13 protein-coding genes and 3 pseudogenes are annotated in these 15,053 nt (G+C 68.5%); 7 read left to right on the top strand and 9 right to left on the bottom strand.

What is annotated here, in order from left to right; all coding sequences use genetic code 11:
* Positions 1-1,245 precede the first annotated feature (1,245 nt).
* Positions 1,246-2,138: pseudogene (locus P8A20_RS37115) on the top strand (polysaccharide deacetylase family protein).
* Positions 2,139-2,636: 498 nt separating this feature from the next.
* On the opposite strand, the gene P8A20_RS37110 reads toward P8A20_RS37115, so the two are convergent.
* Together P8A20_RS37110 and P8A20_RS37105 are read right to left on the bottom strand one after the other, a co-directional pair.
* A complete protein-coding gene (locus P8A20_RS37110) occupies positions 2,637-2,978 on the bottom strand; it encodes a hypothetical protein (protein WP_306105093.1) in 342 nt (113 codons plus the stop codon).
* A 426-nt stretch (positions 2,979-3,404) separates the two neighbouring features.
* Positions 3,405-3,989, bottom strand: a complete 585-nt coding sequence (locus P8A20_RS37105) for a hypothetical protein (protein WP_306105092.1) — start codon at positions 3,987-3,989, stop codon at positions 3,405-3,407.
* Between the two features lie 1,164 nt (positions 3,990-5,153).
* Between P8A20_RS37105 and P8A20_RS37100 the strand changes: the two genes are divergently transcribed.
* Positions 5,154-6,272 (top strand): hypothetical protein, encoded by a 1,119-nt coding sequence (locus P8A20_RS37100; protein WP_147958254.1) that lies wholly within the window; start codon positions 5,154-5,156, stop codon positions 6,270-6,272.
* 748 nt (positions 6,273-7,020) lie between these two features.
* On the opposite strand, the gene P8A20_RS37095 is transcribed toward P8A20_RS37100, so the two are convergent.
* A complete protein-coding gene (locus P8A20_RS37095) occupies positions 7,021-7,275 on the bottom strand; it encodes a dTMP kinase (RefSeq protein ID WP_147958255.1) in 255 nt (84 codons plus the stop codon).
* 47 nt (positions 7,276-7,322) lie between these two features.
* Entirely contained in the window at positions 7,323-8,981 is a 1,659-nt protein-coding gene (locus P8A20_RS37090) for a hypothetical protein (RefSeq protein ID WP_147958256.1), read from the bottom strand.
* Between the two features lie 56 nt (positions 8,982-9,037).
* On the opposite strand from P8A20_RS37090, the pseudogene P8A20_RS37085 reads away from it, so the two are divergent.
* A pseudogene (locus P8A20_RS37085) lies at positions 9,038-9,469 on the top strand (ATP-binding protein); the annotation flags it as partial.
* A 103-nt stretch (positions 9,470-9,572) separates the two neighbouring features.
* A complete protein-coding gene (locus P8A20_RS37080) occupies positions 9,573-9,848 on the top strand; it encodes a hypothetical protein (protein ID WP_187282066.1) in 276 nt (91 codons plus the stop codon).
* A gap of 425 nt (positions 9,849-10,273) precedes the next feature.
* Here the strand turns inward: P8A20_RS37080 and P8A20_RS37075 are convergent, their stop codons facing one another.
* The 4 genes and pseudogenes from P8A20_RS37075 to P8A20_RS37060 all read right to left on the bottom strand — a co-directional run bounded on the left by P8A20_RS37075 (position 10,274) and on the right by P8A20_RS37060 (position 12,096).
* Positions 10,274-10,591: a hypothetical protein gene (locus tag P8A20_RS37075; protein ID WP_261988550.1), complete on the bottom strand. Its 318-nt coding sequence runs from the start codon at positions 10,589-10,591 to the stop codon at positions 10,274-10,276.
* Positions 10,592-10,636: 45 nt separating this feature from the next.
* Positions 10,637-10,870: pseudogene (locus P8A20_RS37070) on the bottom strand (hypothetical protein); the annotation flags it as partial.
* A gap of 219 nt (positions 10,871-11,089) precedes the next feature.
* Positions 11,090-11,827 carry a helix-turn-helix domain-containing protein gene (locus P8A20_RS37065; RefSeq protein WP_147958128.1) on the bottom strand — a complete coding sequence of 246 codons (738 nt, stop codon included), beginning with the start codon at positions 11,825-11,827 and terminating at the stop codon, positions 11,090-11,092.
* The gene (locus P8A20_RS37060; protein ID WP_147958127.1) at positions 11,818-12,096 is read right to left on the bottom strand and encodes a hypothetical protein; all 279 of its coding nucleotides are present in this window, start codon (positions 12,094-12,096) and stop codon (positions 11,818-11,820) included. The genes P8A20_RS37065 and P8A20_RS37060 overlap by 10 nt, the downstream gene beginning before the upstream one ends.
* Positions 12,097-12,814: 718 nt before the next feature.
* Here P8A20_RS37060 and P8A20_RS37055 point away from each other — a divergent pair.
* The 3 genes from P8A20_RS37055 (at position 12,815) to P8A20_RS37045 (ending at position 14,311) form a co-directional block, all read left to right on the top strand.
* A complete protein-coding gene (locus tag P8A20_RS37055) occupies positions 12,815-13,348 on the top strand; it encodes a helix-turn-helix transcriptional regulator (RefSeq protein ID WP_147958126.1) in 534 nt (177 codons plus the stop codon).
* A gap of 19 nt (positions 13,349-13,367) precedes the next feature.
* Complete coding sequence (locus P8A20_RS37050; RefSeq protein WP_187282053.1) at positions 13,368-13,523, top strand: hypothetical protein; 156 nt, start codon at positions 13,368-13,370, stop codon at positions 13,521-13,523.
* 635 nt (positions 13,524-14,158) lie between these two features.
* The gene (locus P8A20_RS37045; protein ID WP_187282052.1) at positions 14,159-14,311 is read left to right on the top strand and encodes a hypothetical protein; all 153 of its coding nucleotides are present in this window, start codon (positions 14,159-14,161) and stop codon (positions 14,309-14,311) included.
* A 61-nt stretch (positions 14,312-14,372) separates the two neighbouring features.
* Here the strand turns inward: P8A20_RS37045 and P8A20_RS37040 are convergent, their stop codons facing one another.
* The gene (locus P8A20_RS37040) at positions 14,373-15,023 is read right to left on the bottom strand and encodes a hypothetical protein (RefSeq protein ID WP_306102585.1); all 651 of its coding nucleotides are present in this window, start codon (positions 15,021-15,023) and stop codon (positions 14,373-14,375) included.
* Between the last annotated feature and the right edge of the window lie 30 nt (positions 15,024-15,053).

The following is a 15,053-nucleotide window of genomic DNA, read 5'->3' as shown; positions in this document are numbered from 1 at the left end:
CAAGCCCAGCGGCCGTGCCGGCAGCGGGCGCGCCTGCGCGGGAACCGGGGCGGTGGTAGTGGGGTCTGTGCGGCGGGCAACGGGTTTCGTGGGCAACGGTGGAGACTTGGCGGAACGCGTCGATCGTGTCCGTGACCGCCAGGGCGTGCCGAGGCGCCAGGCCTTCGCCGCGTCCCGGGCGGTGCCGCCCCATCTCCTTGACCGGGCGTCCCACCTCCGAAGCGGCCGAGGCGAATCCGGCGGTGGTCAGGTTCCACAGGTCCCGCCACACCGGCCGCCCCGACACCGACACGTGCGAGGTCCGGCCGACCGACTCGACCAGACCGACCGAGCGCAGATCCTTACACGCGTTGCGGACGTCTGCACATCCGCCGTGCCCGGCAACACCAACTGCCGCAACTGCTCCACCGTCGCGACCTTCACAACCCCCAGCGCGAGCAGCACCAGACCCCGCGCCTTCGCCGTCGACCGGTACGGCCACGCACTCCTCCCCACGACTCACTCCCCGCCTCTCTGTCCGGCACCCTTGGTGCCAGTTGCGTTGCCGGGCCGGGGCGGCAGCCCGCGGCCCGCGCCGCCGCGACCCCCGTCAAAACCCCTGTTTCACCTTTTTCGACAGCGGCCGAAGAGGACGTACCTACCTGCGCAAAGACCAACCTGCACGACGATGATCACTGTAGGGCAAAGTGTAGGGACCAAAGCAGAAGCGGGCAGAGGGGAAAACCTAGAGCGGCAGTCAGGGATCGCCCCACTCACCACGGGCATGCACGCCGACCCCGCAGCCCTGAGTGCGAGGCAGAGACGGCCGAGGACCGGACCGGTGATGGGTGCGCCTCGCTCACGCGTGGCGGCGCCCGCGGCGAACGCGAACAGGCAAGGGTGACAGCGGCTGGACGCTCCGCTCTGCCCCGCAGGCAGGGAGCGCCCGACCCGCTGTGGCTTCCAGGGCGACCCCATCCAGCCCTGGAGCCGCCGCCCTCCAGTGCTGCCGTGGTGAGTACCCGAGAAACTCACCACGACAAGCACACCCCGCTGGGCCCACTCACACCCCGCAGGAAAGCCTTTGGCATCCTTTGCGGGTCGTACCGGCTGGCTTCGTTCACGTTCAGCAGCAGCGTTTGTTACTGGTTGCGGCAGCAGTTGGTGTTCGGCAGGCTCGTAGATATTCACGAGAAATGACGGCGCTGTTGCTCCGTGGCGGCAAATTGCCGTGCGGAGGTCCCGGCTAGGTCTCACACTGCGGGCATGGATGAAACCAGCGCTCCCGCGTCCGTCGTATCCTCGGAGCAGTCGAGCGAGTTACTGGGGTATCCCCCCGACGCTCGGTTGCTGATCGTCAACTGCGATGACTTCGGGATGTATCCAGCGATCAACGCCGCAGTGATCGAGTCGATCGAAGAGGGCATCGCCGGCTCGTGCAGCCTGATGGTCCCGTGTCCTGGTGCGCCGGCCATCAAACTGCTCGGCAGGAGGCCGCAGATCCCGTTCGGTATCCACCTCACCCTGGTGTGCGAGATGCCCGGCATCCGGTGGGGTCCGCTGATCGCCAGAGAACGGGTTCCCTCACTGCTGGACCCCGCGGGGAAGCTGTTCTCTCCGACCCCTGGCGGCCGGGCGGCCTTGCTCGCCCAGGCTCGGCTCGATGAGATCGAACTCGAGTTCCGTGCCCAGATCGATGCCGTCGCCGGCACTGGGCTCACGCCGACCCATCTGGACTTTCATTGCCTGGCTGATGGGGGCCGCGACGACATCCTCGACCTGACCGTAGCCCTGGCAGCGGAGTACGGCCTCGCGGTCAGGGTCTCGCTCGAACCCGGGGGCCAAGCGATGCGGGAACGTGGCCTGCCGGTCACCGACAACGACTTCCTGGACAGCTTCTCCCTCGACATCGAGGGCAAGGCGGCCCGATCGCTCAGATGCTGCGTGACCTGCCTGCCGGGCTCGATCAATGGGCGGTCCATCCCAGTCTGGGCGACAAGGAGTCGCAGGCCGTCGACGACGGCTGGCTCGTGCGGCGGACGGACTACGACTTCCTGACATCGCCGCAGGCCCGTGAGGTTCTCAAGCAGGAAGATATCGCCGTGATCGACTACCGAACGATTCAGCGAGTCTGGTCCCGGAGCGTCCGCCCTCGATGACTGCCCGGGCCCGTCGTCCCCGCGTGCGCGGGGAGCAAGCTGCGTGACCTGCGACGTTACCGGGTCACAGAGCGGTTCTGACACACTTTCACCGAAACGGACATAACGACTGAAAAGCGTCGACCGGAGCCGTGCAATCGGGTTGTCCTCGTGACATCCTGCACACCGTGAATCCTGTTCGAGGCGGAGTTTCTACGGACGTGTGGGCTTGTGGACTGCGGTGGTGAGCGCCGTCCCCGCTCCTGACCTGCAGTGGTGAGTTGCAGGCTGGGAAACTCACCACAGTCCGGGCGTCTACTCACTACGGCCGTGCGAAGTCACCACGAAAACTCACTGCGCCCGTGCGCACTCACTGCGAAAACTCACTGCCGCCGTGTGGACTCACGCGAAAACTCACTACCGCAGGTCAGCGGCCTCAGCGGCTGTTGACGACTTGGACCTCGCGGACGGCGGCGGTGAACTCCGTCGCGCGGGTCTCGGTGAGCTGGCCGCCGTCGCCTAGGGCGGGGGCAGTCCGGTGACGGTCAAGGTCGCGGTCGCGGTCCCCTTGAACCGGCCGCCCGGCTGTTCGTAGGAGGGACGCTCGTAGAGGTGCCCGCAGTCCGGCGACGAGGTCACCTCCTGCGACTTCCTGTACGGAGTGCCCGGCCCGTGGCAGGTAACCGTGGCCCCGTCACCCATCGCCCACCGCACCGACGTCACACGGGCGGTGGCGGTAACCGTGACGCCCCCGGCCGTGGCGAAGGCGGACACCGGTCCGAACGTCGACGGGGACGGGGTCGCCCACATCCACATCGGAATCCCGACCACATACGTCCCCACGGCCCGGGGACTGGCCACCTTCGGGGGCTCCAGGCGCATCGACGCCGCCGCCCGCGCGCGACCAGCTCCGGGTCGATCGTCGGGGCGCCCGGGCCTTCCTCGCCGTTCGGGAGGAACCCCACGCCCCCACGGGCGCTGTCGCACACGACCTTGTAGACCGAACCGTGAACCAGAGCGTCCCCCTCCACGCCTGATGCCGCCGAGGGCGGCGGATCGACCCGGTCGTAGGAACACTTGTCGGTCGGCTTGCTGTCGCCACCGCTCGCGGCCAGGGCAGCCGCAGCCGGCTTGCCACCTGAAGAACCCGACGAGCCGGAGGACCCGCTGTTGTCGGCTGCGCCGACGGTGACCAGGACGTCGCCGGTTCCGCAGACGCCGCCGCCGGGCCCGTTCGCGTGCGCGGCAGGGGCCAGGACGACGGCAGGACCACCGCGGCCGAACGCCTCAGCACGTCCGGTTCCCATCCGGCTCGTACTCGGTCACCATCCAGCGGTTATCGTCCCGACGCTCCACCGTCGCCGAGGCGATGTACCGGAGCGGCTCAGCGGTGGGCAGCGGGATCGGCTCGCCCGTGGTGCGTTCGGCCTTCCACTTCGACAGGTCGATGCAGTCCTGCACCGTCGCGGTCGGAATCTTCGCCGCCATGTCGAGCTCGGCCGCCTCCGCGTCGTGGCCGACACCGCCCGTGACCCGGGTGTTGTTCTTCTTCATCGTGGCCAGGTCCCGCTCGAACATCGACAGGGCGTCCAGCGTCGCGTAGTCGTCGAGCTTCGTGCCGTCCGGCGAGGCCACCCGGTAGGCCTTCATCTGCTCCACCCACATCGCCGTGTACGACGCGAGAACCGCGGCTTTCGTCGCCGCGTCCGGATCAGCCGGGGACGCCGACGCGGCGGGGGCCGAGGACGCCGCGGTGGTGGCAGACGGCTTCGCGTCGTCGCCACCACCACAGCCCGTCAGGGCGAGCGAGAGCCCCACAGCGGTACACAGCGCCATCACGCCCGGGCGGGGCCATGTCTGTCGAGCCGTCATCAGGTCCCCCCGGGAGTCCGCAAACAGAAGCTGGTCACCGTAACCACCCACGCACAGGCGGTTATCGGGATCCAGCCAGGCAACGAGCAAACGAACCCCGGGGGCACGGCCAGGCATTACCGGGTGAGGGCGACGACGGCGACCAGGCCCACGACGGCTCCGAGGAGGAGGCTGCCGCCGCCGATCGCGACACCCAGAGGCTTCTCCAGGCGGGGGTGGCGGTGGGTCACATAGGCCAGGCCGGCCAGGACGAGCCCGGCCAGCAGGACCAGGAGCAGCGCGACACCAGGACGAGGGTGAGGGTGAGCGTGGACACGACGGATCTCCGTTTCGGTGGTGCGCTCCGGTTGAGCGCGGGGCCACAGTCCGCGAACCGTGCCGCCGGATCGAGCCCTCGCGAAAATCCGTTCCGGCCCCCTGCCAGACGGGTCCTGACAGGGCGTGGAGCGGATTCGCGAGCGCTTGACGAACGGGCGGTGCGGGGTGGTGGCAGCACAATCGAGGAGTCGGGGACTAGCGGCGCAACCCCTCCTCCTGACTTCCTGTGGGGAGGGGTTGTGGCCGATGTATCGGCCGGGAGGGGACTCCTGCGCTCTTATCACGGGCCGTCGGTCATGCGGACCGCGCAGGCGAGGCGTGAACGCCGAATAGCGAACTGGGGTGGAAACAGTTCCTTGGGTCCTGGGTCGGCGCAGAGCGCTGCCGCGCCCCGAAGTGGGACGGTCCGTCTTCCGCCGTCGCGGCGGCCGCCGTCTGAGCGGTGTGGTCCGGGGCGAGCGTCGTGGTACTTCGCCGGCATGGTGCCTCTCCGTTCGTCGTTCCCTGTACGAGGTGCAGGGTTCTTTCGAACATCACCAGTGCCGTGCCGTTGCCGGAAGGGGGCAACGAAGTTTCCGGGTGATTGGCAACGGGGCTCCTTGTTCAAGGCCGTGCGGTGAGCTGGCAGCAGGCGGCATCATGCAAGCCTGGAGCGAGGGGGCGCATGTGAGTACGGAGTCGGTCAGCAGAGAGGCCCGCCTGTACGGCAGGGCTCTCAAAGCGGCGTTTCAGCCCGTCCACGACAGTCCTGATGTCACGCAGGGCCAGCTTGCTACGAAGGCGAATGTCAGCGCCGGCATAGCGAGCCGCTATCTCAGCGGAAAAAAGGTCGCTCCCGAGAGATTCGTGGACATACTGGCGGTGTTCGTCTCCGATCACGGGCATCCGCTGTCCCCGGAGGCGCACGCGGAGCTGCACCGTCTACGAAAGAACGCTCAGGCAGCCCAGACGCCTAGGGCCAGGCTGCGCCGGGCGCAAGAGGAGATCGAGCAGCTGAAGAAGCAGCTCGCGGCCGCGGAGGAGACGGCCCTGGCCACTCAGAACGCCGTGGTGCAGGAGGCTCTGGAAGGGATGCGAGCCGATACCGCGCAACGACTGGCCGAGCTTGACGAGGGCCTGGAAGAACTCAACGAGGAGATCAGGAAGGAACTCGCCCAGGAGAAGCAGCTCAGGCAAGAACTTGAGGGCGAACGGGACCAGCTGCAGCGGGAGTTGCGGGAGAAGAACAAGCTGCTGGCGGACGCGGGGAAGCTCGTACGCAGCATGAACGCAGACCTGGAACGCAAGGAGGAAGAAGCGGAGCGTCGGGAGGATGAGCTCCAGCAGCTACGCCGAGAGGTCAAGGCCCTGCGCGGCCAGCTGGCCCGGCTCCTTGAGGAGAAGACCGTTCCCGGTGAGTCGATGGAGCTCAACCGTGTGGTGGCCTCGCAGAGTGCCGGACACACCGCGACAGCTTCCCGCGGGACGGGAACAGCCCGTGCTTCACGCAGCGCCCCGGAGAAGAAGCCGGGGAGCCGACCGGCGGAGGTGCCTGCCCCGACGCCGAAGGATCCGATCACTCCGGCGCCGCAGGACAAGCGGCGCGTTCGCCTGATCTGGCCGCTCGAGCCGCTCTTCGCGACCATCAGCATGCTCGCCAGCACCGGTGCGCCCCTCCTCGTCCTCCTGAACTGCGCCGCCCTCGCCGCCGCCTGCGGATCCAAAAACGGTCCGTCACTGACAGGCATCGTCCTCCTCTCCACCGCCAGCCTCCTCTTCACTCTGATCGGCTACGCGATCCTGACGGTCATCGCCGTCATGACGGGCGGCCTCACGGGCGATCACCGGCCCCTGACCCTCAAGATTCACCGGTGGGCGCTGTTCGCCTCGCTGCTGGCACTCGCCCTGGGAATCCACCTCCTGACCACCACCCGCGTCACCAACACCGGACTGTGGTGGCTCCACCACTTCGGCATCACCGCCTGAACCCGCGCACCAGGTCGACGACCTGCTCGCCGCGGGCCTCCCCCTCCACGCACCCTCCCGTCCGACAAGACAACTCCCGGAGCCCCTGGGCAAGGGGCAGCCAAGATGCAGGGCGCGGCAGCGCTGAGGGCCGAGCTTGAGCGTGTACGGCACGAGCACCCCCTGGCCGTGGCCCAGGCCGAGGGGCAGCACTGTGAGAGCAGCTGGCGGCGCGGGGGGCACATCGCGGACCTTGAGCGGGCTGAGGGCGTTAATGCCGGCGCCGGAGCGTCCGGTGCTCGGGCAGCCGTCGGTGCCGGGCCAGGCGCAGCCGGAGGGCGGATCCGCGGGAAACCTCGAGGAAGAGCCGGTGGGTGGGGAGCGGCGTTGGTGGGGGCATCGGGGCGACGGTGGGTCTGGACGCGGCGGAGGGCAGCACCCTGGGTGGGGCGCCGCCCTCCGCAGTTCTGGTATCGCGGGGGTATCAGGGGCGGTAACCGCCCTGGATGAGGCCGAGCGCGGCGGTGCGCAGCTCGCGCCGTGGTGCGGCCGACTGACAGCCCTTCCTGGATGGTGGCGAGGGGTACGGCGTCGAGCTGAGTGCGGCCGGTTCGCGGAGCTGGGCTCGAATTTTCAGGACGTCCGTACGGTTTGAGGCCGTCGACGGTCGCCAATCGGATGCCCTCCAGGGGGGCGACGGCGTTCACCCGAGAGCCTGCTTTCAGAGGACCGTGACGTCGGCAAATGCGGGAAGCCGTCGGCCTGGTCGTCACGATCCGCGCGGCCGGCGTGCCGTGTTCGGGGGCAGGGTGCGGCTGCCTGTGAGCAGCGCCGTGAGGTAGGCGGTGTGCGCGGTGAGCAGGGCGATGGCGCGGTCGGTTCCGCCCGGCAGGAACGGCAGCACGATCAGCGCGGGGACTGCGGCGGTCAGGGCGAGCAAGACGGCCGGAGTGAGGAGGGTGACCAGCAGGACGCGCTGGATCGCACCGAGTGCGGAGAGCGGGGGCAGGAACGGGATCGTCATGTCCCCCATGAAAAGCGGTGCTCTCTCGCTTTTAGTAATGGTCGGTGTCACATGTCAGTCCAGAAGCTCGGCGGGCGGTGGTCGAAGGCCGCGTTCCATGCTTCGCCCATCGAATGCTGGAGCAGCGTGGCCGTCGTCCGGTGGGCGTGGGTGGCCAGCCAGTGAACGATCTCCGGCCGGGTGCCTGCGACGACTTCGTGGGCGACCGGGCCGCCCGGCCACGGCCATGTCGCGGGGCTGGGGCTGAAGTGCACGCGGGCCCAGCGTGCGAGCCGGCGGAAGTCCGTGACGCTTCCGCTGTCCCTGGCCGCCTCGAGGCGGGCGCGGTAGAAGTCGTCGTGCAGGTGGTTCAGGACGTCGTTCATCGATTCCAGGGTCGCTACGCGGGCCTGTGCCATGAGGCTGCTGCGCTGTGCGGCGTCGATGTAGCCGAAGTTGTAGGCCTGCGAGGCGGGCAGCCGCAGGACGGCTGGGACCGGCATGAGATCGGCTTCTCCGTCGTCGCTCCAGTCGAGGAGCATCGCTTCGATGAAGGTGCTGGCCTGGGCGGGGGCGAGTTTTGCTGCGGCCGCGACAACCGGCTCGATGCCCTCCACCGGCCGCATCCGCCCGCCGTTTCCCCGGGTTAGTGGCCACACTCCCGGAGTCCCGCCGGAGGTGAAGACGAGCAGCCGGCCTGCCGCCACCCACCCGGCGTACGGCTCCATCAGTGCGGCGCCGTGCCCGCCGACGGCGCTGACGCGCCAGGTCGGTGGGGTGCGCACCAGCCACCCCGGCGGGAGGTTCATGCGCTCGGCCGCACGGCCGCGGTCGACCAGCCAGACCTCGAAGTCCTCAACCTCGACCGCGCGCTCGGCACGCCACACCGCGCCGCCGCCGCGGCCAGAGTCGTCCCAGTCTCCGATCCCCCGGCGCAGTTCCTCGCGGGTGGCGGCGTTCGCGTACCGGTAGTCCAGTCGCAGCTCCCGCCACTGTGCCCCCTGCTCGAAGAGTATCCGCTCCGCGGCGTCCCTTTCGGGGCCGGTCAGCAGCAGGCGGGCGATGTTGGCCGCCACCCAGAAGCGGACAGCGGAATGCCAGCCCGTCTCCCCCTCCAGCGCCGCGGCCACCCGCAGCAGACGGGAACTGGCTCCCGGCCCACCGGCAGATGCGCCGGTTGCGCTTCCGTCCTTGTCGGGGAACTCCGCCCGGGACACCGCCTCGTGGACCGCGAGTTCTGGTGCAGTGCTCGTCGCCGCCACCGCCAGGCCCCACAGGCCCCGGGCCGACCGGTGCCGCAGTACAGGCCGCAGGCCGTCGAGGTATGTGTCGGTGAACGGCTCGTGGACGGCGATGGCGGTCATCACCGCATCGGTCAGCTGACGGCTCTGGTAGTCGCGGTGAGCCCGCTGGAACTGGCCGGGCAGCCGCAACGACACCGTCCGGGCGCGGTCGGCCACCCCCGGATGCAGTCGGAGCCGCAGCGGCCCTCCGAACTCCGGGACCCACCGGTGCTTCCGTCTGCCAAGCGCCGGCGGGTAGCGCAGCACTGTGGAAATGTGCGTGAGGTGCATGTCCGGTTCGCGGTGCTCCTGCGCCTCTAGGTGTTCGTCGAGCAGCTGACGAACAGTCTCGTCCCTCGACAGGCCTCGGCGGACGGCGATGGCTTTCACCGCGGCAAGCGCACAGGCCGGAAGCCAGACATTCGTCTCCACATAAGTCGACACGCAGTAAGTATCCCGACGTCGATCGCCCCACGCCTATGAACCGGCCACGCCGCCCCGGCACCGGCGCGACGCACCTGCTGATCGGCCTCGGCACGGCGATCGCGGAGGCCGGCGGCCGCGTCCGCTACACGACCGCGGCGAACCTGGTGAACGAGCTGGCCGAGGCCGCCAGCGACAAGCAGCTGGCACGCACGATCAAGAAGTACGGGCGAGTCGACCTGCTCTGCCTGGACGAGCTCGGCTACGTCAAGCTCGACCGTCACGGCGCGGAGCTGCTGTTCCAGATCTTCACCGAGCGCGAGGAACGACATGCGATCGCCGTCGCGTCGAACCGGCCGTTCACCGAGTGGGACCAGACCTTCACCGACAAGCGTCTCTGCCAGGCCATCGTCGACCGGCTCACCTTCGAGGCCCACATCATCGAGACCGGCACCCAGTCCTTCCGCCTCGCCAGCACCACCGCCAAGCGCAAAGCGGCGGCAGCCTGAGAACCTGCTGGCCGGGGGCAAAGGCTCGCACCTTCGCCCCCGAGCCTCGGCCTTCACGAACACGCAGCTGCATCGCCGAGTGCTCCACGACTACGCTGACGTCATGTCACCGTCAGACTGGACACGGCTCACCGAAGCGCGGGGACGGCGCCGACTGAGAATAATTTGCAGCCACGTCATCAGGCGTCCTGTCCTGATCATCGCCCTCGCAGGGCTGGCTTTCCTCATCAACAGATTCGGCAAAGACTTCCCCGCGCTCTACGGCATGACCCCCCTGGGCGCCGTTCTGATCTTCAGGAGCATGGGTCGCTACCGTGTGGCCGATCCGGCTGACGAAAGCGGCGATAAGCCCCAGGCTGAGGACACAACGGCCAACTGACCGACATCGGTCCCCTGCTGACAAATCCTGCGAGCCTCTTGCCCACGGACGGGCGCCAACAAGGCGCCCCCATGTCCGCATTCCTGTCAGGGGAAGCAGCCGGGCGGGCTCCGTGGGGCACACGCTACCGGCCGCCGCGGACCACGGGCCGCACCTGCACCACTCCGCCCCAGGACACCCGGGAAACGTCACCCGATCGAGGGTGGGGCCAGAACAACCCGATCTTCCCGCAGCCCTCCCACACCGTTCCCCCACACGGCTCAAAAGTGGGGCCAAAACAACTCGGCGGAGTGGGGCCAAAACTGCCCGGCGAAAACAACCATCACCCCGGGGGCTGAGCAGCCCCCGGGGAGGGGCTCAGGAACAGGCGCTCACCTTGTCGTTTATCGTCCGGCCTCGGTGGATGTGCGGGCAGTTAAGGACCTTCAGATCCAGTTTCCCCAGCCGAACGTGGCGATGTAGGCCCGGCGGACGGCGTCCCAGCCACGGCCGCTGCCGATGTGAATCACTGTCAGTGCGAGAAGGAACCAGGCTGTGAAAGCTCCAGCAACGATCAAGGTCCATCGAGGGCCGGAGAAGCTGGCGACCAGAATCAAGATGATGGCCGTCGCACCCAAGCCCATGTGGGCGGCCGGCAGATCCGAGCGCAGTGCCTCACGCACAAGGTGGCGTTCTGCCTGCACGTCACGGGTGTACTGAGAAGTCGAGCCTTCGCCGCTCTCCCGGTCAGAGCTGTGCTCCATGAGTAGGCCCCCTGTAGATCCGGCTGCGTCTGCAACCCGAGCAGCCTAATCAGTGCCGTGATCACTGCCATCATTAACCGTCCGCCGAGGCTTCGTCCCCTTCTTGTGGTGTGCGGGTCGGGTGTAGGACTCGCCGGTGGCAAGGACGCGTCCGACGTCGTATCGGGTGGCGGGCCGCTGATTCCTCGAGCCGAGCGGGCGGCCGGGGCCGGGGCGGGTGGGTTTTGGTGCACCGGCTGGAGTGCCCGTCTTCGCGTGCAGGGTTCTGAACCCGCGGCGAGACCACGCCCGCCCACCAACCACCACACCCACCACCCCATAGCCGGGCAGCCAGGTAGAAGAGGGGACAGGCTCTTGGAGAACCTCTGATCGCCCAGCTGCCGTGAGCCCTGGACCCAGTTGTCAGCGGTGAAGTTCAGGTCGCCCGCTGCCAGCGGCTTCACGCACGTGGGTCCGCACCGGCTAGAGATGCGGACCCACGTGCAGGACGGGTCGGCCTTAGGACTCCGTGGCGCCAGGCAGCCAGGGAACAACCTTCGGATTCTCCAGCGCTCTCAGCCGTCGCCAGACGAACACCCATGTCTCCAGGCTGGGACCGTCGACGCCGCACGCCCTCAGGAACGCGACGTACCGCTCATAGTCCGGCAGAGACTCGCCCCGCAACATGTCGCTGATCGTGCTGCGCCGCAGAACCGACTGGCTACGCCGCTCCAGCTCCCGCAGGGACGGGGTGCCACCCCAAACATGCACAGCCTTGAGCGCCAGGACCAACTCCTCAACGCTCGACGCACGAATTGGATCAGGCTGCCCGAACGCCGGCACCGGCTGCACAGACCGCTGGTGCCGACGCGCCTCCGGAAGGGTGATCGCCCTGGTCCCAGAGACGACGGTCTCGCCGCCGTCCATCGTCCGTACGACGAGCTTGGACGGTCTCTGGGACGCCTCATGGAGACGAAGGCCCTGGAGCTTTACGCGGGCCTCTTTCCCCATGCCGAGGGCCAGACAGATCATGTCCAGCTCGTCACGCCTCGGCACTCGCCGCCCCGTGAGCGTGTCGCTCACGCGGGATGAGGGCATACCAGCTGCGTCCGCGATGTCACGTACACCGAGCCGCTTGTCGCCCCTCACATTCATGTACTCGATCCACGCACGCAGAGCCTCGGCCACGGTGAACTTACTGAGGTCCGCGGTCTCCAGAACGTCCTCGAGGGAGGGGAAACGCTGGCCTATCGCCATGCGGGCTCACCTCCGGAGCGGAAGAGCTGCTTGACACCCCTGTACACGGCGGTGACGGCGACGATGAGGACGGCCACCAGCAGCTCGCCCGCGATCTCGCTCCCGTGCCCGGCGTGCCACATCCATCCGAGTGCAGCCGCGGTGACGGCGAGGGACACCATGATCACGATCTTGCGAACCCAGCCCACGGCCCGGCGGAAGCCGAACCCCCGGGCGGTCTTGGGCCCGACGATGCACCCGTGAGGTGCGGGCGAGGGGGTCAGGGGCATCGGGACGGGCTGCAGTACCCAGCCGGATCCCGGAATGGAACGCCACAAAGACGGCATGAACCACACTCCTGTCGCTCTTCAAGCCTGGACGGATGTGAAGCAGGGGGTTAGCGGGCCCCCAGGGCGCCGACGTCGGCGTCCCACTTTCAGATTGCCTCATCCGGACTGGCGGTTCCAAGCCCGTTTTTTCGCTTGCGCTGACGCCCGCAAGGTGCGTCAAAGGCGTTTCTATAGAACGCTCCTGACGAGGCATAGGGGGACTTCCGGGCAAAACGTGTGACCCCTTCGAAAGGTAAAGCTGCATTGCTGTCCGGAGAGGCGCTGAGGGTGTCCGGCGAATCAGATACCGGGAAGTCAGAAAGGGCCGTTCACGGCAGGGAATCCGTCCGGAGGTGTCCGGCACCGTCCGGAGGCGTCCAAAGGCGTCCGAGAACCAGGACTTTTAATTCCTTAGCCCGCACTCTGGTCTCCGAGCCCGCTTCACAGCCTGGACGGACTCGTGGAGGCGGCGTTTAGCGGCCCCACCTCCCATCAACATGATGAGCATCACACATGAGCGGTGGTTCGTACCCAGCGTACGGGCCGCCGCTCACGTCTGCGCCCAGGCCGTCGCGGCCAAGGCCCACCAAGGCTCGCCCGTCGCCACAACGCCCTTGGACGCTCCGGCGACGGTGCGTCAGCCTGAACCTGCGGCCTCTGCACGGGGAGGGTGGGACGCATGAGCTCGCGTCCGATGCTGACCCAGCGGAAGGCCGCCGCCGCGTGCGGTGTCAGCCGCACCACCATCCGTCGCCGCCGCGAAGCCGGCGACCTGCCCGGTGCCGTGCAGGACCCCGCCCGCGGCTGGGTGATCCCGGTCGACGACCTGCTCGCCGCAGGTCTCCCCTTCCACGCCCCGACCCCGCCCAACAAGACGGCTCCTGCCGCCCCTGGAGCCCCCGAGCAAGGGCCAGTCGAGGAGCAGAGCGCAGCGGCTCTGCGGGCCGAACTGGAGCGTGCACGGCACGAGCACGCCCTGGCCGAACACGGCCGCCTCGAGGCGCAGCACCTGCGGGAGCAGCTGGCGGCACGGGGCAAGCACATCGCGAACCTCCAGCGGGCGCTGAAGGCGTTGATGCCGACGCCGGAGCGCCCGGTGCTTGCGCAGCCGTCGGTGCCGGGGCAGGCGCAGCCGGAGGGCGGGTCCGTGGGGAGCATCGAGGAACAACCTGCGGCGAGCGGCGAGCAGCGCCGGTGGTGGAAGCGTAGGTAGCCGGACGAGGAAGTTGAACGTGCTGAATGCCGAGCACGGGTCCATCTTCCGCAAGTTGATCCATCCGTCGCTGCTCGAGTTCGGCCGCCGGGCGAAGGGGAAGCCCGGCATCGTGCAGAAGCAGCGGAGGAACGGAGAGCCCATGTTCGACATCGATGTCGCTATCGTGGCGTAGCGCTCGAACGCAGCAAGGGCACCACCTTCAGCAAGATGAACAAGCTGGATGTCTTCATTGGGTACGGCGAGCAAGCTGCAAGTCGGCGGCAAGATCGGGTGAAGCGGCTGTGCTTCATCTCCGAAGTGAAGTACGTCGACGGCCGGTCGTGAACGGCATCATCGCCGTGGCGGACATCGAGTTCATGTGCCTGCCGGAGAGCGTGGGCTGGGAAGACGCACGTCGTGCTGTGCCAGGGGGCACGTCTTCGCTACTGCCCTCCGGCACGAGTTCACCGTGGGTGGGAGCCCCTGGGCAAGTTTTCCCTCAGAGCTCTGACCTGCATAAAGGCTGTCAGTGGCGTGCTGTATGGGGGTGGGGCGGCCAACTGGTCTGCGATTAGTGGCGGGTCAAGTTTGTCGGTGCCGTTCCGTAAGGTGCTGCCAGGCCCCGGCAACGACCGAGGGAGACGCCGTACGGCGGCCGGCAAAGCAAGCCGTACAGCAGTCTCCCTCACGTCTGCCGATGGGTCCGTCCGATCCCGCTGTAGAGAGAAGAGGCCCATGACAGTCCCTGATGTACCCGGAATCGATTCCTCATTATCGGTTCCCGGAACGGCTTCTGACGGTACCCGAGAGCACTGTCACTCAAAGTTGATGGGTTGGACGATCCTGCTCATCGGCGTGCTGTCGATGGTCGGCGTCGTCGTCCTAGCCCTGTTCGACCGTCCGGAAGCCGCCGCCGCGCTCGGTTCCACCGCGGCGGCGGTGTGCACCGTCGGCGGCAGCCTGGCCATGCACCGCAGATAGCAGAAGCAGCGGAGGGCGGTACCCCACCCGGGGTGCCGCCCTCCGTCGTCCTGGTACTGCGTCAGGGGCGGTATCCGCCCTGGACGAGACCGAGCGCTGCGGTGCGCAGCTCGCTCGCCGTGGTGCGGCCGACCGACAGCTCTTCCTGGATCGTGGCGAGGGGTACGGCGTCGAGCTGGGTGTCCTGGCCGGCCGGGGTGGCGGCGAGGAGGAGTCGGGCGACGCGGCGTTCGGAGCGCTCGCGGGGGGGGGTGAGGCGGGCGTAGTCCTCGCGCTCCTGGGCGGCGGCCTCGATGCGGGCGGCCTGCTCGCGGAGCTGGGCGGTGCGCAGTTCCGTCTTGGCGGCCTCGTGCTCGGCCTGGGCCTGCTGGGCGCGCCGGTCGGCGCGCTGGTTCGCGGAGCTCCGCCTCGGCGGTGGTGCGGGCGGTCTCCCCGCGGAGCTGGGCGACGCGGAGCTCCGCCTGGGCGGCCTGCTCCTGCGCCTGGGCGGCGTCGCGGCGGGCGGCGACGGCCTCGGCCTGGGGCCTGGGCGGTGGCGGCGGTCGCCTGCGCGGCGGCCGTGCCGGTGCGGGCGGCGACCTGGTACTCCGCCTCCGCGATGTCGGGCCTCGCCGGTCAGGGCGGTGATGCGGTCCCGCTTCGCCTGCTCGCACTGGCGCTGCGCCTCCATGCGCTGGCGCTCCGCAGCGGACGTCCGGGCACGTGGCTGCATGGCAACTCGTCACGAGCATACGCACGAAAC

The organism is Streptomyces sp. Alt3, assembly GCF_030719215.1.
Classification (GTDB): Bacteria; Actinomycetota; Actinomycetes; order Streptomycetales; family Streptomycetaceae; genus Streptomyces; species Streptomyces glycanivorans.
The sequence above is the reverse complement of the archived record's forward strand: the minus strand, read 5'-3'. Positions and strand labels throughout refer to the sequence as shown.

Coding starts and splice junctions, on each gene's coding strand:
- P8A20_RS37105 (WP_306105092.1), bottom strand. CDS start 3,989: ATGACGGCTCGACAGACATGGCCCCGCCCGGGCGTGATGGCGCTGTGT.
- P8A20_RS37095 (WP_147958255.1), bottom strand. CDS start 7,275: ATGACGATCCCGTTCCTGCCCCCGCTCTCCGCACTCGGTGCGATCCAG.
- P8A20_RS37080 (WP_187282066.1), top strand. CDS start 9,573: ATGTCACCGTCAGACTGGACACGGCTCACCGAAGCGCGGGGACGGCGC.
- P8A20_RS37075 (WP_261988550.1), bottom strand. CDS start 10,591: ATGGAGCACAGCTCTGACCGGGAGAGCGGCGAAGGCTCGACTTCTCAG.
- P8A20_RS37065 (WP_147958128.1), bottom strand. CDS start 11,827: ATGGCGATAGGCCAGCGTTTCCCCTCCCTCGAGGACGTTCTGGAGACC.
- P8A20_RS37060 (WP_147958127.1), bottom strand. CDS start 12,096: ATGCCCCTGACCCCCTCGCCCGCACCTCACGGGTGCATCGTCGGGCCC.
- P8A20_RS37055 (WP_147958126.1), top strand. CDS start 12,815: ATGAGCTCGCGTCCGATGCTGACCCAGCGGAAGGCCGCCGCCGCGTGC.
- P8A20_RS37045 (WP_187282052.1), top strand. CDS start 14,159: ATGGGTTGGACGATCCTGCTCATCGGCGTGCTGTCGATGGTCGGCGTC.
- P8A20_RS37040 (WP_306102585.1), bottom strand. CDS start 15,023: ATGCAGCCACGTGCCCGGACGTCCGCTGCGGAGCGCCAGCGCATGGAG.